Below are 25,358 nucleotides of genomic sequence, written 5' to 3'. Positions count from 1 at the left end.
GCCATGCCTGCCGCACCGATCAATCTCACTGCCGAAAAAGAATCCTCCAGCGTCATCCTCGACACGCGCCGCACGCGGCCGCGTTTCTTCGACGGCAAGTTCCTGACCGCCGCCGACCTCACGCAGGAGCAGAGTTACCTGCTCACGCGGCAGGCCGATCTCGGCCGCACGCTCGGCTTCGGCGTCGTCGACGGCCTGCGCGTCACGCGCGCGCTCCGTTCCGCGTCCGATCTGCCCAACCCCGCCGCGTCCGTCACCGTGAGCCGCGGCCACGGGCTCACGCCCGCCGGCGATCTCGTTTTCCTGCCTCAGGCCATCACGATCGATCTGGGCAACGTCGCCCAGATGCAGCGGCTCAACGCCGCGTTCGGCCTCACGCGCGAGCCGCAGCAGTCGTTTCAGAATCTGCGCGGGCTGTTCGTCCTCGGTCTGCGTGCCGTCGAATTCACCGCGAACCCCACGCCAGCGTATCCGCCAAGTGTCGACGGCAACAGCGCGCTGCGCGACGGCGAGGTGATCGAGGCCACCGCGCTGACGCTCGTGCCCTACGATTCCGACGCCTCGCGCAAGGACGCCCGCACGGCCCGCAGTCGCGCCGCCCGCGAGATTTTTCACGACCAGAAGATCGCGCCGCTGCCCGCCGGCGTGCTGCCGCTCGCGTTGCTCTTTCTGCGCAACGGCGCACTCGAGTGGATCGACGAGTGGCTCGTGCGCCGCGAGGCCGGTGACGACGATCGCTTTGGCTTCGGCTTCGCGCCGCGCGCTCTCTCGGAGGCTCACTTCTTCCATTATCAGGAAATGCTCCGCGAGGCGCCGAACGCCACCAACGGCCAGCTGGCCGCGCGGAGTTTCCTCGAGATCATTCCGCCCGCGGGACCGCTGCCGAAGGCGGTGCTCAACCAGGATGACTTCACGCAGGCGTACTTCCCGGCCGAGGCCCGGGTCGAACTCGCGCTGGTGCCCGAGGACGAACTCGCCGCATTGATGGAGGACAGCATCGACCTGCCGCCCATCGATCTGAACTTGAAGCCGGAGGATCAGGACGCCCTCGCGATTCTCGTCCTCGCTCCGGTCAAACGCGCGGACTACGGCAACGTCCTGCAAACCCTCGCGCGCTCGCCGCAGCCAACGGTGCGCAACTCCGTCGCCCCGCTGCTCAGCCAGCAAAAGCCGATTCAGGCGCTGTTGAAACTCAACGCGACCTTCCTGCTGCGTCGCGGCGCGGTGCTCGCACCCGGCGAGCTGAACCCCGCCGACTTCATCGATCCCGCCTGGCGTGAAGTGCTCAAGTCAACCGACCAACTCTGGTATATGCGCCGGCGGAATCTGCCCGACGGCAAGGGCCTCGCGGGCACGCCGATTCCGGTCGCCACGGAAGTCGTGCAACCGGTGGTCCGGCCGACCGACGCCGATGGCCCGATCATCCGACCCACCGCGCCCGTCACCCCCGCACCGACGGACGTGAGGCCGACTGCGCCCGTGACGCCCACTCCGACCGACGTCCGACCCACGGCACCCGTGACTCCGACGCCCACGGACGTGCGGCCGACTGCGCCCGTGCTGCAGCCGGTCACGCCCGGTGTGGTGCTTCAACCCGTCACTCCGGTCACACCCGTGACGCCGGTCGCCCCGGTCACACCCGTCCGGCCCGTCACTCCGGTCCAGCCCGTCACGCCCGTGGCGGTCAGTCCTGCCGTCACCACCGTTCAACCCACGGTCACGCCTGTCCAACCGGTGACAACGGTCACTCCCGTCTCACCGACCGTCCGTCCCGGCGTCACGGTGGTGCAGCCGGTCGTCCGTCCCGTGGCCGTCACACCCGTGCGCGCGCCGGCGCCCGCGGGAATTCCCGCCAGCGAGGTGGAAAGCCGCCTTGCGACGCAGCTGGCCACCGAGGGACTGTGGGGCCGCTTCGCCTTTTTGCGCGCGATCTCCGACACGGCCACCCACGCTGCGCTCGTCGGGCTGTTGAGCCAACCGGCCGTCAGTGCCTCGCCGCTGCTGCAACAGGCGGTTTTCGCGGCGCTCGAAGCGGCCGTTCCCGGCCTCTCCGAAAAGCCGGAGGAAAACTTCGAGCTGATCCAAAAGGGCGCGAACCTCAAAGTCCTCACGCCCGCCGCCATCAGCGCCGTGGAAAGCGACCTGATAAACGACGACGTGAGCCGCGGACTCGCGCTCATCGTCAAGCAGCGTCCGAAACTTCTCTCCGGCAAACGCCACCGCGAGACGCTCGGTCGCACCCAGCGCGTCGGCACGCTCGCCGCACTGGCACTCAGCCACGCCGGCAAGGCTGAGTTCACGAAACTTCTGACCGCGATTGAAAGCCATGCCGCCACCGGCGGGGTCAAGGCGATCAACACCGCCATCGATCGCTTCGTGAAAAAGGTGAACGCATGAAACTCGGCGCCATTCCGGACCCGTTTTCCGGCGAGAAACTCGTCGAGATCCAACCGCGCATAGCGGCGTTCGTCGACCAGTCGCCGCGCCTCGGCCGGCTCCACTATTTCCCTGGTCGCCATCTCACCGCCGTTGCGCTCGAGCGCGAACAGGCCGTGCGCCTGCAACGCCTCGCGCTGCGGGGGCGGGCCGTTACCTCCGGCGTGGTCAACGGCCTGGAGGTCGGTGCCAGCATCAACCTTGGCCAGGTCAGCTTCACGCTCAGCCCCGGGCAGGCCCTCACCGCGTCCGGCGTGGACATCGTCGTGGATCGCGCGATCGAGGTGCCGTACGCGGACCTCAAACTCGTCGATCCCGTGACGCAGCAGGTCGCGGCCGTGCCGATCGGCTTGATGCCGAATCCGCCGACGGCGGCCTTTGCCGCGATCCTCGTGCTGCAACCGGGCTTTGCCGACGATGCGGATCGTCCGCTCGCGGCACAGACCGAGACGAACGGCACCGACTTCACGCCGTGCCCGCGCGTGCCCGAAGACGAGGTGTATTTCAAAACGACATCGACGGACGCCGCGCGCCTGGTGCTGTATCCGCTGCCGTGGGACGAGCCCGCCGGCACGCAGTGGCAGAACCGCGTGGCGTGGTCGGTCTTCAATCGCGAGGCCGTCGGCGAAACGATGCCGTGGCTCGATCTCGGCGTGCCGCTGGCCGTGGTGGGCTTCGACGCCGCCCTCGCGCCCGCGTGGATCGATCGCCACGCCGTCGTCCGGCCCGCCGGCCGTCCGCGCCAGCGCGTCCTGATCCAGCCCGGCTTCGACGCCCGCGTCTGGCCGGCGCGTTTCGATCAGTTCTGCGCCCAGTTGAGCGCGCTCACCGACCCGGTGGTTGCCAGTGAACTCGCCCGTTTTCTGCCGCCGATCGGCCTGTTGCCGAAGGAGTATCTGTCGCTCGCCCGGCGCGAGGCCACCGGCGCAGTTCCGGCCGGCTGGCTTCCGACGCAGCGTTTCTTCCCGGGTTCGTACACGATCGACGTCAGCGTCGTGCCGCTCGAACAGCTCGACTCCCTGATCGCCGACTGCGTGCGGCTGCAGCCCTTCGATCTGCGCCGCGCCGACGCCGTCCGTGTCCTGCTGCCGGTGTCGCAGCAATGGTTCGACCCCGCGCTCCTGACGATCGAGGTCGTCGATCCAGAATTCGACGTTCACATCGCCCGTTACCGCGATACCCGCGGCGCGTGGCTCGCGCAGCGTTACGATCTGGCGAACCGCCGGCGCGTCCTCGAGCTCTCCGCCCACGGCCAGGCCACGAGCGCGCCGTTGCGCCCGACCGACGCCGATCCGAAGCGCCTCGAAACGCCCGAGGAGCCGATCGGCGCGCCGCCCGGCGACGCCACGCAGTTCGGTGTCACGCGCGCCGGCAACGCCGCCGCTCCGACCTACTCCAGCGACGTCGCGGCCGGTCTGCGGAAAACCGCCGCCGGTTTCCTGAAGGTGTTTTCCAAGGACGACATCGAGGAGTTCACATCGCTCTTCACCGCGTGCGGCCTGACGCGCGCGCAGTCGGTCGAGGCCTTCGCACCGGCGAAGCCGCCGGAGTGGCTTGCCCGCATCGAGACCGATCCCACGGACAAGACGCTCACCGAAGCGGAGCGCAATGAACTCCGCCGCGAGCTGCTCGGCTACGTGAAGAAGCAGACGGAGGTGCAGGAGACCGAGGCGCGCAAGGTTGGCGAGTCCACGCTCGAAGCCCTAATCGAGTATTTCAACGCGCGCGCGAATGAAGCGGACGAGCTCGTCGACGCCGGGTTCCTGAAGATGCGCACCGACGTCTTCCGCCTCGGCAATCTGCTCAGCAACAGCGCGCTCGCGAGCAAGTTCACCGCCTCGGCCAGTCTCGCCAACATCATCGACCGCAAGCCGCCGAAGACGGACGCCGTGGGCGTCAACGCGTTCGCCAGCCAGCTGCTCGCCAACTTCGCGCCGTCGGCCGTCAGCACCGCAGTCGGCACCGTCGCCGCGGCCGCACCGGCGACGGCGGTGCTCAACCCGACGGCGCCGCTCCGCGCGACCACGTTGAACGCGACCGCCATCCGTTCGACGGGCACCAGTTTCGTCGCGAACGAATTCGTCGACAACGTCGGCAAGACCAGCGTGCAGATCGAGGGCAGCAAGGAGGCGCTGACGTCCGTCAACGAGAAGCTCCTCGGCGCGAACTCCCCGCTCACGGAAAAGGAAAAGGCCGCGTACACGCTCCTGCGCGATTCTGCCAACAACCTGACGTCGGCCGCCGCGCTCACGCAGCTGCAGGCGGTGGCGGACGTGGCGAAGTTCGCCGACAACTACGTCGCGAACTTCGATCTGCTTTCGCAAAAGCAGATCCGCGCCATCCCGCTCGACCGGCTCCAGCCCGCGCTCGCGCCGACGGTGCGGCAGGAGATCCACGACGGCCGGCTCGAGATCTTCGAGCGGCTCACGCGGCTCGGAATTTCGCTCGGTGATCTCACCACGGATTTTGTCGATGTCCCGGGCACGCCGGTGCGACCCGCCGCGCCGGTGAAGGTCACGCGCATCCGTTTCCAGACGCTGATCAGTCGCCGCCGTTTCGATACGCTCGCCACGCTCACTCAGACCTCGGCCACCACGAAGGAGATTAACGACGCGGACGAATCGCGGCATTTCTCCACTGGCGTCGCCTACGCCGACATGGCGCTGGCCGCGCTCCGGGCGGTCGAAACCCGCATCAAGGACTATCGCGCCTTCGTCGATCAGGCGCGGGCCGCGTTGAAGCAAACGATCGCGCTCGTGCAGCAGATCACGACGGCGCTCGCGCCGGTCGAGGTCGAACTCGACGAGGCCCGGCAGGACGTTGCGGTGGCGCTCGCGTTGAAAGTCGAGGAGCAGGCGCGCCTGGACGTGATCAACCAGCGCCGCGCCAAGGTGCTGAAGGATCACGTGGAGTTCCTCGTCTTCCACCGGCCGCGCGCGGTGGCGCTGAATGTCGACGTGCCGCTGCGCCGGATCGAGCCCGCGCTCGTCGGCGAGCCGGTGATTGACTGCCTGCGGGAAAATCCCACGCCGCCGGCCGATCTCGCGGCGTTGCGCGACGCGTTTCGGGCCTCGCCCGCGCGCTGGTTCAAGCACGCGCCCCGCTGGATCGAGAAAGTCGATCGCTGGGAGCAGTTGCGCGCGCTGCTGGAACGCGCCTCGCGCACCACGCTGGCCACGCTCGATCAAGCGCCGGCGATCTCCGCGGGCCGCTACCAGCAGGCGCTCGGCAAGGTTTTCCAGACGCGGCAGACCGCGACGCTGAAGTATGTCGCCGCGGCGCAGACGATCCAGCCCGCCAGTCTCGTCTCACTCAGCGGGATCGATCTTCGACAGCAGGTCGAACGCCAGCTGACGCTCGGCCACCTGATCGCCGCGGGTCCGGCATCGCTCGCGCGCGCCGCGTCCGAGGAACTCGATCATCTCTTCGTCGTTGCCACCTGCCTCCACGAAAACTTCAGCAGCGTGCCCGGCCTGGTGCGGCTCAACTGGGCCGAGCGCTTCGGGCAGTTCGATCAGGGCGGCGTCGACTTCCGCGATCTCAGTCGGCTGCCCTCGTGGCCCGCGATCGATTTCACGCTGCGGCGCGAGATGCAGGTGCACGCCGACTGGTTGTTCGGCCGCATCGACGCCACGCAGGCGGAGGCCGTCGACCTCATCAACGATCTCATCCGCGTCGCGCTGCTGCTCGCGAGCCACGCGCCCGTCGATCAGCTGATTGTCGGCCACCCGATCGAGAGTGAAACCACGCCGCGCCCGGGCGGGTTGCTCAAACTGCGCGTCGATCCGCTCAAGGTCCGCTTCGGCATGGAGGTGTTTTTCAAAGTCTCCGAAACCCAGCGGCTCCGCGCGGTCGTGGAGGACATCTCGTCCTCACATGTGTCCGCCCGTTTCACCGAGGTGCCCGCTTCCACCCACGGCGCGATCACGCTCACGCCGGCCAGCACGTTTTATTTCAAGAACACCACGTCATGACCTTCGCCGCCACCTACGGGAGCGCAGGCCTACGGCCGGCAAGTCCTTCGCTGCAGGCCGGAGGCCTGCGTTCCCGTCTCTAGCCTCCATGCACCGCCACGTCCGTCGTCTACGTCTGATCTGTCAGAGCGCCACCGATGCCCGGCACGGGCGCGTGTTGCTGGAGGACGCGATGCGCACCGCGAGCTTCGGGGACGACACGCGCTTCATCGTCGTGCGGCATCTCGATCTCGGCCGGGTGTCGCCCCGCGCCACCGCGACCACGTGGAGCCAGAAACTCGAGTCGACCTACCGGGCCGTGCAGCCGGCGGCGGTGCGGCATGACAGCCCGCAGGCGGATCGGGCCGACGCCGTGTACTTTTCCCACCGACACGAGCCGTGGCTGGCGCTCGCGGAGCGGACCGCGAAAGGTGAACCGTGCGCGGACTGGTTCTGGCGATCAGCCGTGCCGGCGTGGCGTCCGCCGCAATCCCCCGAAGCCACGCTGCGCCTCTGTTTTCAATCGCTCGCCGAACAGGGCGGGCTCGCGCTCACGCTGGCGCTCGGGCTGCAGCTGAAGTCGCGCGGCGTGCTGCCCGCGCTGCTTCGTGTCCTGAAGACGCCGGATTTCGACACTTTGAAACACGAGCTCAAGAGCCTCGCCACGCCACCGGCGAACGCCCTGCCGCCCGCCACGGTGGCGGAGACGGAGTTTCTCACCTTCTGGGGCGTCGCCGACCTGCGGACCCGCTGGCTCGCGGCCGTGGCCGCGGCGGACAACGCGAACTTCCTGGCGAATCAACCGACCTTCGCTTCGCCGCTGACCGGAGTCGTGGAGCAGGTCGTGCTCAAGAGCAGCCCGCCGACGCCGCTGCCCGCCCTCCCGGCGCCTGCGCCGCAACGCCCGGCACCGCGCTTGCACCCGTGGAGCGACGATCGCCTGTTCACGCACGCGGGAGGCCTGTTCTTCGTGCTGCCGCTGCTCGCGCGGGCCGGTCTCCCCGAACACGTGCAACGCCTCCCCGACGCCGAGCGTGCGGCGCTGCCGTGGCATCTGCTGCGCGCCATCGCGCGGCTGGCCCGGACGCCCGACGACGATCCGCTCGTGGTCGCCCTCGCGCCGACGCCCGCCGTGCCCGGACGCCTCGCCCCGTGGTTGCTCGCCACGCACCGCCTCAGTCTGCGCACCACCGGACTCACGTTGCGGCAACTGGTGGCGCGACCCGCGCTGATCACCCTGTCGCCGACGCACGTCGACGTTTCGTTCCGTCCGAGCGACGCCGACATCCGCATCCGCCGCGCCGGCCTCGACCTCAATCCGGGCTGGGTGCCGTGGCTCGCCCGGGTGGTGAGTTTTCATTTCAATCGTGAGGCCTGAGCAGAAACCATTCAGTTGCCCGCGAATCACGCCCATGGACGCGAATGAGAACAAGCGGACCGAGCTGTCATCCCAACGTGAGCAGTCAGGTTTCATTTCGCCTCCGCCATTCGCGCGTATCCGCGTGATTCGCGGGCGCTCTTGTCCATGAGTCCGAGTCCGGCCGAGTCCACCGCCCTGCCCGTGCGCGCTACGCGCGGGACCGCCGCCCGATCGCCGGCGGTCGCCTGACCCCGTTGTCGCTGCGTCATGTCGAAACCCTCGCTCACCCAGCTCGCGCTCGCCGCCGTCGCGCACCGCGCAGGTCTGGCGCCGGATCCCGCGCCGCCCGAGGCCGCGTTTCTCGCCAACCAGGCCCGCGATCTCCCGACGGACCCCGCGGCCTTGGCCACGATCATCCGCGAGACGCTGCGCAAACCGGCCGCCGCCGATGCGCCACTGGCCCGGCTGGCCCGCGAGTGGCACCTCACGCTCGCCGAAACGCTCTCGCTCGCCCTGGCGAACGCGGTCGAGGTCGATCTCATGGTCGGTCGCGCGCTCGCGTACCTGCAGGCGCCAATCGGCGGATCGCGGCCCACGCTGGGCCTGCTCGCCGAGGCCTTTGGCCGGCTCGATGACGGCCGGCCGCTGACTCCGCCAAAGCTCGCGCACCGGCCCGTTTTCCAGAGCGGCGCGCTCGCGCTGCTCCAGGAGTCCGCCGCGCTCCCGGAGCGACCGATCGCACTGCCGCTCGCCCTGTGCGTCGCGCTCGCCGGCGACGAAGTCGCGTGGCCCGGGACGAGTCTCGACGTTCCGGATACGTCGCTCGCGCTGCCGGAATCCGTCGAGGCGCGCTGCCGCCAGCATGCCGCCGCGCTGGGCCAGCCGGGCGCGGCGGCGCTGGTGTTGCGCACGGCCGCGCCCGACGAGGCCCGGGCGGCGGCGACCGCGATTGCGCGCGCCCTGAAGAAACGGCCGTGCTTCATCGAGCAGCCCGTCTCGGGTGGCGTGGCCGCGTGGCTGTTGCTGCGGGACCTTGTGCCGGTGTTCGTCGTGGACGTGGGACCAGGCGAGACCAAGGCCGTACCCGCCATTCCGCTTTACCACGGGCCGCTGCTGGTCGTCACCGGCATCGATGGCACGATCGACGTGCCGGGCCGCGAGCTCATGCACTGGAGCCTGCCGCTCCCGACGTTCGAGGAACGCGCGGCGTTGTGGCGGCGCGCCCTGCCGGACGGAGCCGCCGCCGGCGAGCTCGCCCGTAGTCACCGTTTGGGTACGGCGCGCATCGCGCAGCTCGGGAAACTCGCGGCGCATCGCGCGCATCTCGACGGCGGCGCGCGGCCCGACGCCGCCACCGTGCGCGCCGTGTCGCGTTCGGGTGAAGGCGCCGGCCTGGATGCGCTCGCCCAATTCGTGCCCGAGCCGATTGCGGACGACGCGCTCGTGCTGAGCCCGGAGTTGCGCGCGGAACTCGAGGCGCTGCTCGCACGCTGCCATCACCGCGACGGACTCACCGCCAAGCTCGGCGCCGCCGCGGCCGCGCGTTACACTGCCGGTGTGCGCGCATTGTTTGTCGGACCCTCGGGGACGGGCAAGACGCTCGCCGCCGGGTGGCTCGCGACCCGCCTCGGCCTGCCGCTGTATCGCGTCGATCTCTCCGCGATCAACAGCAAGTACATCGGCGAAACGGAAAAGAATCTCGCCCGGCTGCTCGCGCGCGCGGAGCGGACGGAGGCCGTGCTGTTGTTCGACGAGGCCGATTCGCTCTTTGGCAAGCGCACCGAAATCCGCGATTCGAACGACCGCTTCGCGAACACGCAGACAAACTACCTGCTGCAACGCATCGAGTCCTTCGACAGCATCGCGCTGCTGACGAGCAACAGCCGCGGGCGCTTCGACACCGCGTTTTCCCGGCGCCTTGACGTCATCATCGAGTTTCCCGCGCCCGGTCCCGCGGAACGGCGGGCGCTCTGGCAGACACATCTCGGCGACGGCCACGCGCTGTCGATGCAGGAACTCAATCTCATCGCCGGCCAATGCGATTTCGCCGGCGGCCAGATTCGCAACGTCGTGCTCGCCGCCGCCGTCGCCGCCCGCGCCGAGGGACGCGCCATCGACTACACCCACCTCACCCGCGCGCTGCAGGGCGAATACCGCAAGGCCGGCCGCACCGTCCCGCCCGCGCTGGTGTCCGCGCGCGCCGACTCCCCGCCGCGATGAAGCGACGTTACCTGCTCCGATCGGCCGCCACGACCGCGTCCAGCTCCGGCGCGACCGCGCGTCCGGCCGTCGCCGCGTCGCGCAGTTCCGCCGTCGGCGTGCCGCGTTATCTCGCCGCCGCCACGGCGCAGGGCGGCCAGCCTCTCGATGCCTCCACCCGTCGCACGATGGAGCGGCGCTTCCGTCGGAATTTTTCCGCCGTGCGCATTCACACGGGACCGGCCGCGGCCGATGCCGCCGCGGCCTGCGGCGCGGAGGCGTATGCGCTCGGGTCGCACGTGGTGTTTGGCGCTGGACGCTTCGCGCCGGCCACGGCCGCGGGGCAGCGGCTGCTGGCGCACGAACTCACGCACGTCGCGCAACAGACCCAGCCGGGCCCGGTCACGGCGAACGCCGCCGCGTGCGAGGCGCAGGCCGACCGGAACGCCGCGGCCTGCGCGCAACCCGCCGAGCGACTGGCCGTCAGCGCCGCGCCCATCGGCGTGCAGCGCAAGCCGGTGAGTCCGACGCAGACGACGGCACCCGATCCGGGCGACTTCACCGTCATCGATCTCGACGGCCCCGACTGGTGGTTCGTGTTTCACGCGCAGGGTTTCAAGGTGGTGAAGAAGCTGTTCGCGCCGAGCAAGACGGAGCCGGGCAAGCAGGTCGACACGCACCAGATCGGTCCGAATTGGGTCTGCAACAATCCCGGCAACCTGACCTTCGATCCGAAGTCCATCGGCAACCGGGCCAAGCCGAACGAGGCCGTGATCAGCAAAATCTGCCGCGACCATCATGCGTACGCCGACACCTTCGGCCTCACCGGCATTCCGCTCGCAATCTTTCCGACGATGGCGGACGGCCGCGCGGCGTTGATGACGTGGTTCGCCGCCCTGCTCACGCCGAAAAGTCCGTACTGGGCCGAAGTCGGATCCAACCGCACCGCGAAATCGATCGCCGGTGCAATTGCCGAGCACGCGCCGAAAGGTCACGGCTCGAATAATCCGGATCACTACGCGGCGATGGTGACCGAGAGCATCAACCAGCAGCGCCAGGCGATCAACGAACGCCTCGGCACGCTACCGCTGGGCCAACTGTTACAACGCGGCAAGATCGCGGCGCACAAGACCGCCACTGTCGCCCCACTCGGCACCGGTGCGCAGGAACTGAATCCGCTCGACCTCCAGGCGTGGGCGGCCGGCAGCGAAAAAGCCGAGGGCGGCACGCTGCCTGGCTACAGTTGGGAGATTGCTCACGGCAGCACCCTGCCGGCCGACCTCGCGAAGAAACTCAGCCGTCACGGCGGCCCGCCCGCGGCGGTGCTTGCGTGGTGCGCGGCACACCGGGTCACGGTGCCGGCGTGAGCGGGCGTCGCGTCAAAGTTGAACGTTGAAGATTGAAAGTTGAAAGCGTCGAACCGCCCCAGCGCCTGAACAACCAGCAGGAAAACCCCACCTCCCTTCCCGTTCCTCGTTCGATCGAGAGGTCCCAACTCCATCCTCGCGCCCCTTCCCTCCGCCTCCCATGCCTGCACCGCATTTCACTGCGAAGACGAGCCGCCCGGCGGGTGCGAACGCGCTGCGATCTCCGACGCCATCGCAGGCGTCGTCGGCGCACGGTCGCGTTGCCGCGGGACTACCGCGTTTCGCTCCAGTGGTGCCGGTGGCAACGGCGGCCGGTCACGGCTTGCGGGTCAACCGGCCCGGTGACGCCTTCGAGCTTGAAGCGCAACGCGTGGCTGAGTCGGTCGTCGTCGGCGGCGCTGCAACGGTGACGCAGACCGCGGGGGCGTGCTCGCTCCAGCGCGAGGAGAGTCAGACCGGACCCGCCACCAAGAAAGAGCCGTCACAGGAAGACAAATACAAGGCGGCCGCGAAGAAGATCGGTGAGGCGTTGATCGAGACCAAGGCCGGCAAAGAGCTCAAGGCCAAGGCCGAGGCGCTGGGCAAGGAGTTCCTCAGCTCGGTCGAGGGCAAGGTGCTCACCGGCGTCGCGATCGGCGGCGCACTGTCCGCGCTCATCGCCACCAACGGTGAATTGCCCGTGCCGATTCCCGAGATCCCGCTCGATTTCATCGCGGCCGGCCTGAAGGCGAAGCTGACGTGGGAGGGCCCCGTGCGCACGCCGACGAACGTGTCGCTCACGCTCACGTCGGCGAGCGGCGTCAGCATCGGGGCGGGCTACACCGAGTCCAAGGCCTCGCCCGGCAAACCCGCGGAGCAAAAGGGCGTCGTGACGGTGACCATTCCGCTCGGCCCCGCGCCGAAAAAGCCGAAGGGCGCAAAATCCGAACAGCAAAAGTACCGTGACGAAACGGCCCGGCTCGCCGCCGATCAGGCGAAGTTTCGCGAAGGCCTGAAGCCGGCGGCCGAGCGCAAGACGGAGGACGATGAGTTCTGGCGCATCTACTGGCAGTCGAAGGGCCTCGTGCGCCGGTCCGACGAAAGCCTCATGCTCATGCGTCAGGCTCATGCGGATACAGGCGGCGGCGGGATCGCGCCGCCGCTGGTGCACGAGGTCCTGCGCGGGCCCGGACAACCGCTCGATGCGGCGACGCGCGCGTTCATGGAACCGCGCTTCGGGCATGATCTCGGCCACGTGCGGCTGCACACCGACGCCCGCGCCGCGGCCTCGGCCGAGGCGGTGAGCGCCCGCGCCTACACGGTGGGGCAGCACGTCGTGTTCGGTCCGGGGGCATTCGCGCCCTCGACCCAGGACGGCCGGAAACTGCTGGCGCACGAACTCACGCACACGTTGCAGCAGCGCAGTGCGCCCGCCACAACGGCCGGCACGCCGCTGCCGGTCGCCGCAAGCACCGCGCCCGCGGAAAAGGAAGCCGACGCCGTGTCAGCGGGCACTTGGCAGGGGCGGGCCCGCTTTCCGTTGCAGCATTCAGCGCGACAGCTCGCGCGCCAGCCCACCGCCCGAACAACCGCCGCGCCGGCGAACCACGTCTTTGCCAACGAGGATCCCGCACTGCGGCAGCGCCGGCTCGCGGTGATCGCATTTTCCCAACCGCTGATCAAGCACCTGCGCGACGCCCTCGCCCGCGGCTACCTCTGGCCGTTCGAGACCGTCACGGCGACCGGAGTCACCAGCCAGGTTACGCTCACCAGCGAAACGTTCGGCGCCCGGGAGGCGCGCCTGCGGCAACTAATGGTCGATCTGGAGTTGATGAGCGGCGAATTGGCGAGCGCGCCCATTCCCTACGGATGGACGGCCCACGAAGTCCGCTTCACCCGCAAGGACGGCGGCGGCAGCATGGCGGTGGAGTGGAACGATCCGAAGCGGACGGCGCTGAAGGACACGAAGATGTTCTATGCCCATCGCGGCCAAGCCGCGGGCGCCGACCAGACGCTGCTCATGGACAATTGGTCGCACCTTGAAATGCCGCCCCGCCCGGTCGCCGCGGTCCGGCGGGCCCAGACCCGTTCCGCGACCGACACCGGCATCTACTTGATCGTGCCCGACGCCAAACATGCGCCGCTCGTTTATCAGCGACTGACGGGCTACGAAGGCTGGCGGGGGCAGGGCGTCATCGTGACCGTCTGGAACGACGACGCCGGCTACTTCTATTACGGCCATGACGGGAAGATTTATCTCCCCGAGCGGCCATAACGATCACGTTTGTCGCGCTTATGCCCGCACGCCAGCCGAGTCCGCCGATTGCCCACACCGAGGCGACGCCCGCGCCCAAGCCGGCACCGCAGGAAGGTGTGCGCACGCCCGCCGTGGAGCCCGCGGTGGGCGTGCCGCGGTTCGCTGCTTCGCTCTGCCGCGCAGCCGCACGCGATCCCGGCGAACCGCCCACTCCGGCCGCGCTCGCGGGTGAGGCCGTGCGCGGTCCCGGCCAGCCGCTCGACGGTGCGACGCAGGCGGCCATGAGCGGACGATTGGGGCACGACTTCAGTCGCGTGCGCGTGCATGCGGACGCCCGGACCGCATCCGCCGCCCGCGCGCTGCACGCGCGCGCGTACACGGTGGGTTCGCACGTGGGCTTCGCTGCGGGAACCTACGCACCGCACACGCCCGACGGACAGCAGCTCCTGGCGCACGAGCTCGTGCACACGTTGCAGCAACGCGACGCGCGTCCCGCCGGTGCCGCGCCCCTTTCCGTCGCCGCATATGACGGCGTGCACGAAGACGAGGCCGGGCGGCTCGCGGCCGGCCTTCAGCCCGGGCGGGCGATCGCGTTTCCCGCGTACGGCCCGGTGACCGCCGGCCCCGTGCACGTGACCCCGACGTCGCTCCAGGTGGCGTGCGCGCCGGAGGCGGGCCAGGGCGGCGCGGCGCCGAACACGCCGCAGGCCCGGCTGGAGGACGCGCAAAATCTCGTCTTCACCGGCTCGGTGCGCGGGACGTCCACGATGGACACACTCGGTTTCCTCCGCCGACAGGGCGTCCGCATTGAACTGCGCAACGTCCGCAGCTCCTTCTACGAACCGAAGACCCACACGCTCGTGCTCAGCGAGGCCGGGTCCGCCGCCGAGATGGCAACGGCGATCATTTTCGAGTCGTACAAGATCGCCGGATCGGCGGAGCCCAAGGATCGCGCCGAGTTCGTTCAGCGGGGCGTGCAGAGCGCCGCCGAATCCGCCACGCGCGCGATCGAGTTCAATCTAAAGCTTCAAGCCGATCTGGAGTTCAATTCGAGTCTCAAGTCGAAGGGCGTCGGATCATTCAAGGCCCCGTTCGAGGCGGAATACACCCGCGCCTACCAGGCCGCCCAGTCGCAGGTGTTCGCGCGGGAAGTCTCGCGCACGGGCGATCCCGGGCAGGCCGCGTTTCGCGCCCGACTCGAGGCGGAGAGCGCCGGGGCCGCAGCCGTGCGCGAAGCCGTGAACCGGGGCCAGCTCGTGACGGGCGACACCGGCCTGGCCTACGCGGAACACTTGGGAAAATCGTTCGACACCCAGCAGGCCGAACGCCTGCGCAATGAGGAGGAACAGCGGGCACGAAACAAAATCGAAAGCGACCGCCGCGCAGTGATCGATGCCGGGATCGCGTGGCTCGCCAAGAGTATCCAGGAGATCGATCCCAACAGTCCCGACGCCGCCCACCTGGTCGACGCGCTCGACCATTTCATCACCCTTTCGGGCGTGGGCGAAGAGAACGCCCTCGTCACCAAGGCCGGCGACGCCATGGACCGCCTCCTGGGGCCGTTCGGCTTCAGGCACGTCGAAGGCCCGGGTGTCGGCGTCCTGCAGAGCGATCGGCTCGCCTATGCGGTCATGAACTACCGCCGGCTGGACCCGCTTGATCGCGCGCTGCTGCGTCGCTTTCCGATCGAGGGTCATCGCTTCGGTATCCAGATGCTGCCTACGCAGGCGGAGCTGGAGAAGGAGTCGCTCGTCGTGGCGTATCGCAAGCTTCCGGATGGCACGCTGCATCAGGGCACCTTGGCCGAATTTCGCATCGCCCGGGAAAACAATCTCATCATCCACGCGCTGCAGCAGCTCAACGCCGTGCGCCACAGCAGCGTGTTCAGCCTGGTGGGGCGCATTGCCGACGGCGAACGCGGCGCCGCGATCGGCACGATGTTCGACGCCATGCTGGCCTTCCGGGCGCCGCTGCGAGCGCGTCAGAATCAGCGCCAGCAAATGCGCAACCTGGGTTCGGGCGGCACCAGCTCGCCGCGCCCGACTGTCGGTATCTACGAACGCGCGCCCACGCGCCTGCCCATGCCCGCACCGCGGCCGGTGCGCGTGCAGGACACCGAGGTCGTTGCAATCAACGCCCGCGCGCCCGCAAACCTGCGGCGCCAGGATCCCGCCGCCCATCAGGCCACGTGGAAAAAAATGGGCGGCGAGGGACCGGCTCCCGACGCCTTCCGTCATGCCGGCCGCGACGTCTACGTTAGCAGTTCGAGCTGGCTGTACCGGCCCGCCACCCGCCAGCAACTGCCCTTGATCACCGGCAATGGTGGGAACGCGCCCGCTCAGCCCGCCCCGAAGCCGGCCACGAAGCCGGCCCAACCTGCAGTTCCAAAGCGGAACATCGGCCTCGACGACACCGCGAAAATGCCCGCAGTTGATCCCTACAGCAAAACCGGCGTGGCGCCCGCATCGCCCGCACCGGCACCGACGCCTGCTCCGGCGACGACCAGCGGCGGCAATTCGGCCCCGCACCAGCCGGCGTCGCACCTGCCGAATCCCGTACTCGGCGCGTCCTCTGGCGGACCAAAAGGCGGCACCCGCGAAACCTACGCCAGTAAAAAGCCCGCATTCCAACAGGCCAGCCAACAGCTCCTACCGCTAATCGCACAGATTAACCCATTTGGCGGGTTGAGGAACTGCGTGCCGGTGGCGATCGAAGCAGACAAGGCGATCGCTACCGGAAAGGCGTCGCCGGTCAGCGTTCGCTATACAGAGACGGGAAGGCAAAACGTTCCCACCCGCCACGGAGACATTCCTTTGCAGAAACTGGAGGAACAATCTTCCACCCTTGGCGAGCTGGAAAAGTATACCGGGAAGAATCGCCAGCACGGGGCGCTTTACCTCCATATCAAGATGCACGCTGCGCCCGAAGGAAGTCGCGTCATCCTGGTCGAATTCGGCACCAGCATCAATCACGCCTATAACGTCGTGAAGGTGAATGGAGTGGTTCTGGCGATCGATGCCCAGGCGCAGACGATTCGCCCCTTTGACGACGTGGCCCGCGAAATAAAGAAGGCCGGCGACGACTGGCGGATGATCTGGTATCGGATCAAATAGCCCGTGGCCACGTCCGCCCCTGGCCTCGGGCTAGGGAACACCAGCCGAGCTCACGAGTGTAGCCAACGCTCCGAAGATTTTCCCTTTCGGACAATTCAGTTGTCCAAAATGTTCTAGTCAGGACCTGATAGAGAGAGCCGGATCCCACCAGCTCCCTCCCCACCCACTCCATGCCCCACCCCCACCGGATCGCCGGCGGAGCGCGCTTTGCGTTCGCCGGGTTTGTCTTGTTCATCGCCGCGACCTTCGGGCGCGCCCAAACCGCCGCCACCGGTACTCTGGAGGGCCGCGTGCTGAACGCCACCAGCGACACCTACCTGACCAACGCGCGCGTGAGTATTCCAGGCACGCGGCTCGAAACGCTCACCGACGCAACGGGCGAGTTTCGTCTCAGCGGCGTCCCCGCGGGCGACGTCCAGCTGCGCGTGACGTTCACCGGCTTGGAACCGCAGGTTGTTGCCGCCACCGTCACCGCGGGCGCCATCGTCCGGCGCGACGTCGAACTCGGCCGCGGTGCCGCCGACAAGAGCCGCGTCGTCACACTCACGCAGTTCGTCGTCGCCTCCAACCGCGAGATGAACGCGAGCGACATCGCCGCCAACGAGCAGCGGCTCGCACCCAATATCAAGAACGTGGTCGACGCCGAGGCGTTCGGTGACGCCGGCGAGGGCAACCTCGGCGAGTTCATCAAGTTCATCCCGGGCGTGACCGTGAACTACTCGTCCTTCGACGCCCGCACGATCTCCGTGCGCGGCCTGCCGTCCAACACCACGCCCGTGATGGTCGACGGCAACCGCATGGCCAGCGCCGCCTCGTCCGGCGTCACGCGCGAAGTCGAGGTCGGCGGTCTCTCGATGAACAACATCGCGCGCGTCGAGGTATCCAAAACCCCGACACCGGACTCGCCCGCCGACTCGATGGGCGGCGCGGTGAACGTCGTCAGCAAGGGCGCCTTCGACCGCAGCAAGCCGCTCTTCTCCTATCGCGTGAACGCGGTGATGAACAGCGAGTGGATCACGCTAAAGGACATGCCCGGCGCGCAACCCGAGACCACCGGCCGCCGCGTGCTGCCCGGACTCGACTTCTCCTACATCGCGCCCTTCAGCAAAACCTTTGGCATCACGCTCAACGGCTTCTACTCGCAGCGTTACAGCGGCACGCAGATGTCGCAGCCGATCTGGCGGCCGGTGAACGGCGCATCGAATTTCGGCACGGCGGAAAATCCGTTTCTCAACGGCCACACCCTGCGCGACCAGCCCACGTTCTGGGAGCGGCTCTCGATCGGCACGACGCTCGACTGGAAGGTCGGCCGCATGGGCATGCTCACCGTCGGCACGCAGTTCACGACGACCGATGTGCATCAGATGATTGAAACGTGGACGACCTCACTCACCGGCACCTCGACCACGCGGCCGCTCGCGTACGATCCCTCGTTTGCCCAGAGCGCACCCGGCGCAGGCTCGTCCGTCATCGACACCGACGGCCGCCGCAAGACCGACCGCACCTGGCATTCGAGCGTCAAGTACCGCCACAACGGCCTCGTCTGGAAACTCGACGGCGGCGGCTTCTATTCGCGCTCGACGAACACGTATCGCGACATCGACAACGGCTTTTTCAGCAGCGTCCTGACGCGCGTGCGCAACCTCAACCTGCGCTACGGCGAGATCAACACCGTGCGCCAGGGTCCGGGCACCTTCACCGCCACGACCACGACCGGCACGCCTGTAGATCTGTTTTCGCTCGCGCCGTATTCGCTGCAGACCGCCGACAGCAACCAGCGCAGCAGCGCCGACGTGCTGATCGGCGCGCACCTCAACGCCCGCCGCGAGTTCACGCTCGGCCTGCCGTTCACGGTGCGCACCGGCCTCGACGTCCGCCGGCAGGATCGCGACATCCGCACCGAGGCCCCGGTGTGGACCTTTGTCGGACCCGATCGCGTCGCAAACACCGTCGACGATCTCGTATCGCGCTACGATGTGATCGACACCGTTTATTCGTCCGCCAACGTCCCGTTCGATCTCCCGCACCTGCAGCGGCCGAGCCCGTACAAGATGTGGCAGCTCTTCAAATCGAATCCGGAGTACTTCCGCCTCGACGAGGCCGGCGCGATCAACACCAGCACGGCCGCGTCGCGCAAACTGACCGAAACCGTTTCCGCCGGCTACCTGCGCGCCGACCTGCGCCTGCTCGACAACCGGCTCTGGCTCGTCGGCGGCGCGCGTTATGAACGCACGGCCGACGACGGCTACGGCCGGCTCAACGACATTCGCGCGACCTACCAGCAGGACGCCGCGGGCAATCTCATCCGCGACGCCGCGGGCCGGCCGATCCGCGTCACGACCGACGCCGTCGCGCTCGCAAAGATCCAATACCGCGATCGCGGCGCGCACGCCTCCCGCACGTACGGCAATTTCTATCCGAGTCTCAACGCGACCTACCACCTCACGGAGAACCTCCAGGCCCGCGCCGCCTACGCCCGCACCATCGGCCGGCCGAATCTCAACGAGATCATTCCGAACATCAGCATCACCGATCCCACCGCCGCGGAGACGAATCGCACCATCACCGTGGTGAACACCGGGCTGAAGCCGTGGAGCGCGGACAATTTTGATCTGTCGCTCGAATACTATTTCGAGCGCAGCGGACGCCTCTCGCTCGGCGCGTTTCGGAAGGACATCACGGACTTCTTCGGCACCACGCGCACCGCGGCGACGACCGACCTGCTCGCGCAATACGACCTTTCCGACGACTACCTCGGCTACGACCTCATCACGAAGAACAACGTCGGCAACGCGCGCGTGTCGGGCATCGACTTCGACTACCAGCAGCCGCTGACGTTTCTGCCGAAGTGGGCCGGCGGCTTCCTCGCGTTTTTCAATATCACCAAGACGCACCTCGAGGGCGACGCCACCGCGAACTTCAGCGGATTCACGCGCGAGAGCATCAACTGGGGCCTCAGCCTGAGCCGGCCGCGCTACAGTGTGAAACTGACGTGGAACAATCGCGGCGTGCAACGCCAGGCCGCGGTCACTGGTGCCGGTGTGCCGCCCGGCACGTACACCTACATGCCCGCGTACCTGACGCTGAACGTGAACGCCGAGTACCGTTTCACCCGCCGCCTCGCCGCGTACGCCGTGATCCGAAATATCGCGAACAAGCCGCTGATCACCGAGATCTACGGGCCCGGCACGCCGCGGTACGCCCGCATTTCGAACTACCAGAACCTCGGCTCGCAAATCTCCGTGGGGTTCAAAGGCGAGTTCTGAACCGGCAGCACGGCAGAACTTTACCACGAAGACACAACGACACAAAGTCCGAGGTGGGCCGGGCGGTCTGGAACCTTTGTGCCTCCGTGTCTTCGTGGCAATAAATCAGCCGCAACTTTAGTGTCCAAAATCGGACGGCGGTGACCTATTAGATTCGCATGGATCCGACCCCGTTCTCTCCGCCCGATCGCGACGAAGCGTACCTTCGTCTGCTGGCGGAGCACGAACGGGCGCTTGCGACCTACGTCTACAGCCTGGTGAACAGTCCCGCGGACGCCGCCGACATCCTGCAGGAATGCAAGCTGAGCATGTGGCGGATGTTTGACCGTTTCGAGCCCGGCACGGATTTTCGTGCCTGGGGCCGCACGATCGCCATCCATCAGATCCTGAATTTCCGCCGCGCCGCGAAACGCCGGCCGGACTCACCACTCGACCGCGAATTCATTGAGGCGGTCGCCGCCGAGATCGATCGCCGCTCCGATCATCTCGACCGCAAGGCGGACGTCCTGCGCTCCTGCCTCCGCAAACTGCCCGCCGATCACCGCGCGATCGTGGTGTGGCGTTACTACGACGAATGCGAGATCGCGGACATCGCGACCCGCAGCCAGCGCACCGAGGAAGCCGTTTACCGGTTGCTCAGCCGAATTCGCCGCACACTGAACGACTGCATTCGTCGGCAACTCAACGCGCCCGCGACGCCATGAGCCTTTCCCGCACCGACGAAGACCGCGTGGAGCGCGCACTGGACGACCGGCTTTCACCGGCGGAGCGCGAAGCGCTGCAGCGCGACGTCATCGCCGATCCGCACCTCCGCGCGGCCTACGTTGAACGCGCCTGGTTGCACGCCGCCCTGCGCGCCGACACGGACACGCTGCGCACGCTGGCCAGCGCGGCCGACGATCGCGCACCCGAGCGCACACGCTGGCCCGTCTTCGCGGGATTCACCGTGCTGGCAGCGGCCGCGGCCGTGGCCATCGGTTTCAACGTCACCCTCACTCGCACCGAAGCGCGCAACTTGCCCGTGGCGACGCTCGTGCAGGCGCAAAACGCCAAGTGGTCGGGCTCGACGCTGCCCACGCTCGAGCAGTCGCAACTCGGCCGCGGCATGCTCGCGCTGGCCGAAGGCATCGTGACGCTGCGCTTCAACAGCGGCGCCATCGTGGTCCTCGAGGCGCCCAGCAAACTGGAGATCGTCAGCGCGATGAACTGCCGGCTGCTCGAAGGCTCGCTCACCGCGGAGGTCCCGCCGGCCGCGCACGGCTTCAGCGTCGACACGGCTGATCTCAAGGTCGTCGATATCGGCACGCGTTTCGGCGTCACCGCCGGTTCCGCCGGCAATTCGCATGTCTTCGTGTTCGAAGGCGAAGTCATCCTGAACCAACCCGACGGCACCGAAGTCCGGCGGCTGACCGAAGGGAAAAGTTACCACGTCGCCTCCGGCGCGACCGCGCCGATCGTGGAGCCCGCGCGATTCCAGCCGCTCCAGCAGATCGACGGCTGGACTTCGATTCCGACGTCGTTCGGTCGCGGGCGCGATGCGTATGCGCGGCGAAGCGGCAATCCGACCAATGCCGGGAGCCAGCCGCTCCTGATGGTCAAGCACAGCGATCTCGAATCCAGTCGGAAGAACGAGCGGCGCGCGGTAATCACGTTCGACGTTGCCGGGATCTCGCCGTCCCGCGTCGAGGAAGCGCAGATCGTGCTCGATCCCGAACCGAGCGGCATGGGTTTCACCGCGATGGTGCCCGACTCGAAGTTTGCCGTGTATGGTGTCAACGAAGCCGAAGGCGGCGATCGCTGGGATGAAGCCACGCTCGCCTGGGAAACGCTGCCGGCCTGCGATGATGCCGGCGTGATCGAAAACCGCGCCCGGAAGCTGGCGGAATTCTGGCTGCCCCGCGGTGGCTCCGGCGAACCGCTCACGATTCGCAGCGACGCACTCGCAGCCTTCATCCGCGAGGATCGGGATGGTCTCGTCACCTTCATCATCGTGCGCGAAACGGGTGAAACCCACTCCTCCGGCCTCGTGCACGCCTTCGCCGCCAAGGAACATCCGACCGGCCGGCCACCAACCCTGCGCACCCGTTAGTATCCAGATTTTCAGGATGAACCACCCCGCCCCTTCTCCCGCACCCACTGCGGAGACCTTCTTCTCGCAACGCCCGCAGCCGGGATTCGTCCGCACCACCGTCGCGTTCGTCGCGCTGACGGCCGCCCTCGGGGGAGTCAGCAGCCGCGCGTCCGCCGCGGACGCCGCCGCGCCGGACGCTCATGCCACGATGTTTTTTTTCGAGCAGCAGATTCGGCCGATCCTCGCGCAGCGCTGCTACGAATGCCACGGGGAGAAGAAGCAGAAGTCCGGCTTGCGGCTGGACAATCAGGCGGGGTTCTCCCGCGGCGGCGAAGGCGGCGCACTCGTCGTGGCGGGCAAGCCCGATGAATCGATCCTGATCCAAGCGGTGCGACGCACGCACGCGGACCTCGAGATGCCGCCCGACGATCCGTTGCCGCCGGCAGAAGTGGCGTCGCTGGAAAAATGGGTGGCGCTCGGCGCCGCGTTTCCCGCCGACGCTCCGGGCGCCGTGGCCCACGCGGCCCGCGACCAATATGGTTTCACCCCCGAGCAGCGTCAGTACTGGGTGTTCCAGCCGATCGCGAAAGCCGTGCCGCCGACGTTGCCGGGCAACCGCTGGGTGCGGAACGATCTTGATCGCTTTGTCGCCGCCAAGCACGCCGAGCTGAAACTCACGCCCGCGCCCGAGGCGGACCGCCACGAGTTCGCGCGGCGGATCTATTTCGACGTGCACGGCCTCCCGCCGACGCTGGCGCAGATCGAAGCGTTCGTGAACGACCGGCGGCCGGACGCTTTCGAACGGCTCGTCGACGACTTGCTCGCGAGCCCGCGCTACGGCGAACGCTGGGCGCAGCACTGGCTGGATCTCGTGCGCTACGCCGAAAGCGATGGCTACCGCGCCGACGCCTACCGCCCCGGCGCCTGGCCCTATCGCGATTACGTGATCGCAAGCCTCAACGCGGACAAGCCGTACGATCAGTTCGTGCGCGAACAACTCGCCGGCGACGAGCTCGCGCCCGGCGATCCGAACGTCCTCGTGGCGACCTCGTATTTGCGCAACCCGATCTACGAGTGGAATCAGCGCGATGTGCGCGGCCAGGCCGACCTGATCACCGACGACATGACGGCGAACGCCGGCGAGGTGTTTCTCGGCCTCAGCATGGGCTGCGCGCGCTGTCACGACCACAAGTTCGATCCGATCCTCCAGAAGGACTACTTCGCGCTGCGGGCGTTTTTCGAGAACGTCCTGTGGCGCACGGACCTCAAGCTCGCCACCGCCGAGGAACAGGCCCGGTACGATGCGCAGCAGGCCGCGTGGGAAGCAGCCACCGCGGACATTCGTCAGCAGATGGAGGCGCTCGTCGGTCCCGCGCTCGACAAAAACGTCCAGCGCGCCCACGGCCGCTTTACGGACGATATCAAAAGCATGATGGCCAAGCCGCCCGCGGCCCGCGAACCGATGGAGCAAATCCTCGCGGTGATGTCCGAGCGCCAGATGCAGTACGAGCGCGAGAATTTCGATCCGATCAAGGTGCTCAAGATTGCCACGGAGAAAGCACGCTACCAGGAACTCGATGCCCAGCTGAAGAAATTCGATCACCTGAAGCCGGCGCCGCTGATGGCGGCGTTCGTGGCGACCGACACCGGCCCATCCGCACCGCCGACGAAGATGAAATCGCGCAAGGGCACGCGGGAGGTGGAGCCGGGGTTTCTCACCCTGATCGCCCCGGATAAGCCAGTCATCACGCCGCTGCCCCAATCGAGCGGCCGGCGCAGTGCCCTCGCCGCCTGGATCACGCAGCCCGAGAATCCGCTCACCGCGCGGGTGATCGTCAATCGCGTCTGGCAGTATCACTTCGGCCGCGGCATCGCCGCCACACCGAATGATTTCGGCAACCTCGGCGAGAAGCCGACGCATCCCGAACTGCTCGACTGGATGGCGCGACGCTTTGTCAGCACGGGGTGGAGTTTGAAGCAGTTGCACCGCGACATCCTGCTCTCCGCCACGTACCGGCAGACCGCGCGCGTCCAACCTTCGGATACGGCCATGCGCCTCGACCCGACGAACAAGTTCCTCTGGCGTTTCAGCCCGCGCCGGCTCGACGCCGAGCAGGTGCGCGACGCCGTCCTCGCCGCCACCGGCGAACTCGATCTGAACGCGGTCGGTGGCGTACCGCAGGAGGCCAACACCTCGCTGCGCCGCGCCGTTTACACGATCAAGAAGCGCAACAATCAGAACGAGCTGCTCAAGGCGATGGATGCGCCGCCTGGGTTTTCCAGCATCGCGGATCGCCAGGGCACGTCCACGCCACTGCAGGCGCTGCTCTTCATGAACGGCGACTGGATGATCGCGCGGGCGCGGCGGATGGCAGCGGAGATCAAGGACGTGGACAGCGCGTGGCAGGCCGCGTTGGGCCGTCCACCCACCGCTGCCGAGAAGGCCCGCGCGGAACGCTTCCTCGATGAACGCCGGGACGAGGCCGGCGGTCAGCCCGGTCCCATCGCTTTGGAGGCGGCGGCCGACCCCACGCTCGGACGGTTTCACGAGAACACCGCGCACGAACGCGTGATCGTGCGCAACGCGCCGAAGCAGGGCGATGACTTCACCATCGAGACGGTCGTCACGGTGGCGAGCATCGACGCCGCCGCCTCGGTGCGGACCATCGCATCACGCTGGACCGGCGACAAGAGCTCGCCCGATGCCCACGGCTGGAGCCTTGGCGTCACCGGCCGCAAATCCGCCTACAAGCCGTTCAACGTGATCGTGCAGCTCGTGGGCGAGGACGAGAACATGAACACCACCTACGAAGTGGCGCCGTCGGGCATCTTTCTCAAACCCGATGTGCCGTATCACATCGTGGCGAAGGTGTCCTGCACCGACGGCACCGTGATCTTCAGCGTCACGGATCTCAGCAAACCGGACGCCCCGCGGCTCACGGCGACGGCGAAGCATTCGATTCTCGGCAAGCTCGGCGCGGGCCAGGCCGCGCCGGTGATCGGGGGTATCTATCGCCGCAGCCCGCACCAGTTCGACGGCCGCATCGACGGCGTGCGCGTGATGGCTGGTATCCAACCTGAGGATGCTTTGGTCTCCGACCCGGCGCGCTGGACGGCTTCATCCGGGCTCACGTGGACTGCGCGGCAATCGCACCTCGCCGGCTTCGAGTGGGCCGGCGGCACGAGCACGGCCGAGAGTGCCGATCCCCGCGTGCGCGCCATGGCTGATCTCTGCCACGTGCTGCTGAATTCGAACGAGTTTATCTATCTGCATTGAGCCGGAGCGAACTGTTGAGGGTTTAGAGGTGAGAGTTGAGAGTTCGAACTACGAACCAGAAGCCAAGAACGGCACAAAAC

The 25,358-nt window shown here is 67.8% G+C and carries 11 protein-coding genes; all 11 read left to right on the top strand.

Going from position 1 to position 25,358, the window contains the following annotated elements; translation table 11 throughout:
• The first annotated feature begins 3 nt into the window (after window positions 1–3).
• Complete coding sequence (locus ACLJEU_RS06445) at window positions 4–2,397, top strand: hypothetical protein (protein WP_414663672.1); 2,394 nt, start codon at window positions 4–6, stop codon at window positions 2,395–2,397.
• Window positions 2,394–6,410 carry a hypothetical protein gene (locus ACLJEU_RS06440; protein ID WP_414663671.1) on the top strand — a complete coding sequence of 1,339 codons (4,017 nt, stop codon included), beginning with the start codon at window positions 2,394–2,396 and terminating at the stop codon, window positions 6,408–6,410. Before ACLJEU_RS06445 ends, ACLJEU_RS06440 begins: the two co-directional genes overlap by 4 nt.
• 88 nt (window positions 6,411–6,498) lie before the next feature.
• Complete coding sequence (locus tag ACLJEU_RS06435) at window positions 6,499–7,767, top strand: hypothetical protein (protein ID WP_414663670.1); 1,269 nt, start codon at window positions 6,499–6,501, stop codon at window positions 7,765–7,767.
• 249 nt (window positions 7,768–8,016) lie between these two features.
• Window positions 8,017–9,969: an ATP-binding protein gene (locus ACLJEU_RS06430; RefSeq protein ID WP_414663669.1), complete on the top strand. Its 1,953-nt coding sequence runs from the start codon at window positions 8,017–8,019 to the stop codon at window positions 9,967–9,969.
• Window positions 9,966–11,315: an eCIS core domain-containing protein gene (locus tag ACLJEU_RS06425; RefSeq protein ID WP_414663668.1), complete on the top strand. Its 1,350-nt coding sequence runs from the start codon at window positions 9,966–9,968 to the stop codon at window positions 11,313–11,315. Before ACLJEU_RS06430 ends, ACLJEU_RS06425 begins: the two co-directional genes overlap by 4 nt.
• A 160-nt stretch (window positions 11,316–11,475) precedes the next feature.
• Complete coding sequence (locus tag ACLJEU_RS06420) at window positions 11,476–13,569, top strand: eCIS core domain-containing protein (protein WP_414663667.1); 2,094 nt, start codon at window positions 11,476–11,478, stop codon at window positions 13,567–13,569.
• Window positions 13,570–13,589: 20 nt separating this feature from the next.
• Window positions 13,590–16,664, top strand: coding sequence for a DUF4157 domain-containing protein (locus tag ACLJEU_RS06415; protein ID WP_414663666.1), 3,075 nt, complete (start codon window positions 13,590–13,592; stop codon window positions 16,662–16,664).
• A 170-nt stretch (window positions 16,665–16,834) separates the two neighbouring features.
• Window positions 16,835–19,930, top strand: coding sequence for a TonB-dependent receptor (locus ACLJEU_RS06410; RefSeq protein WP_414663665.1), 3,096 nt, complete (start codon window positions 16,835–16,837; stop codon window positions 19,928–19,930).
• 158 nt (window positions 19,931–20,088) lie between these two features.
• Entirely contained in the window at window positions 20,089–20,634 is a 546-nt protein-coding gene (locus tag ACLJEU_RS06405; protein ID WP_414663664.1) for a sigma-70 family RNA polymerase sigma factor, read from the top strand.
• On the top strand, window positions 20,631–22,019 hold the full coding sequence (locus ACLJEU_RS06400; RefSeq protein WP_414663663.1) for a FecR domain-containing protein: 1,389 nt from the start codon (window positions 20,631–20,633) through the stop codon (window positions 22,017–22,019). Before ACLJEU_RS06405 ends, ACLJEU_RS06400 begins: the two co-directional genes overlap by 4 nt.
• Window positions 21,934–25,278, top strand: coding sequence for a PSD1 and planctomycete cytochrome C domain-containing protein (locus ACLJEU_RS06395; RefSeq protein ID WP_414663662.1), 3,345 nt, complete (start codon window positions 21,934–21,936; stop codon window positions 25,276–25,278). The genes ACLJEU_RS06400 and ACLJEU_RS06395 overlap by 86 nt, the downstream gene beginning before the upstream one ends.
• Window positions 25,279–25,358 lie beyond the last annotated feature (80 nt).

This window comes from Terrisphaera buseokensis (assembly GCF_047521145.2).
Taxonomy (GTDB): domain Bacteria; phylum Verrucomicrobiota; class Verrucomicrobiia; order Opitutales; family Opitutaceae; genus ER46.
The sequence above is the reverse complement of the archived record's forward strand: the minus strand, read 5'-3'. Positions and strand labels throughout refer to the sequence as shown.